General features: G+C 31.2%; 1 protein-coding gene and 1 tRNA gene. One reads left to right on the forward strand and one right to left on the reverse strand.

Going from position 1 to position 733, the window contains the following annotated elements; all coding sequences use genetic code 11:
• Position 1: 1 nt before the first annotated feature.
• Positions 2-77 (reverse strand) — tRNA-Lys (locus CCAL5182_RS08965).
• 161 nt (positions 78-238) lie between these two features.
• Between CCAL5182_RS08965 and CCAL5182_RS08970 the strand changes: the two genes are divergently transcribed.
• Positions 239-733: bacteriohemerythrin (locus CCAL5182_RS08970; RefSeq protein WP_336610838.1), on the forward strand; the 495-nt coding region annotated here is incomplete at its 3' end.

Consider the following 733-nt stretch of genomic DNA (forward strand, 5'->3'; position numbering starts at 1 on the left):
GTGGTGTCCTGTGTTGGATTCGAACCAACGGCCCCCTCATTAAAAGTGAGATGCTCTACCGGCTGAGCTAACAAGACATTTTTAAAAAATGAAGTGTGATTATACTAAAAACATTACTTTTTGTCAAGAGTTGCAAAATCATTTCGTGCATTTATGGTAAATAAATATTTTATTTACCATAAAGTTAATTTTATATAAAATTAATATCCAAAAATATTAAAGAAAGGCTGCATTGGACATGGGGCAAGTATTTTTTACCTGGGGTAAGGAATTTGCAACAAATATAGAGATAGTTGATATAGAGCATAAGTATTTAGTTGATATTGTAAATAACTTGGGTAATAAATTATCAAAACCAACCACTACTGACCAGGAAATAAAAAACATATTAGTAGAGCTTATAGAGTACTCGAAGTATCATTTTGCTCATGAAGAAAGCATAATGCAAAAATCAAACATCGACAAAAGACACGTTAAGCAACATTTAGCAGCACATAAAAATTTTATCAAAGAAATTTCACTACAAGAACAAAAGCTTGGCAAGAAATACAATAAAGAAAATGTTAAAAAATTACTTGATTTTCTTATACAGTGGCTAACTTTTCATATACTTGGTATCGACAAAAATTTAGCAACCCAAATACACCTCATAGAGCTTGGCTGCGATCCAAAAGATGCTTATATACAATTAGATGATACAAACAAAGAGCAAGTAACAACGCTACTTCGTTCG

Origin of the sequence: Campylobacter sp. 7477a (assembly GCF_014892335.1) — a bacterium.
GTDB lineage: Bacteria > Campylobacterota > Campylobacteria > Campylobacterales > Campylobacteraceae > Campylobacter_A > Campylobacter_A californiensis.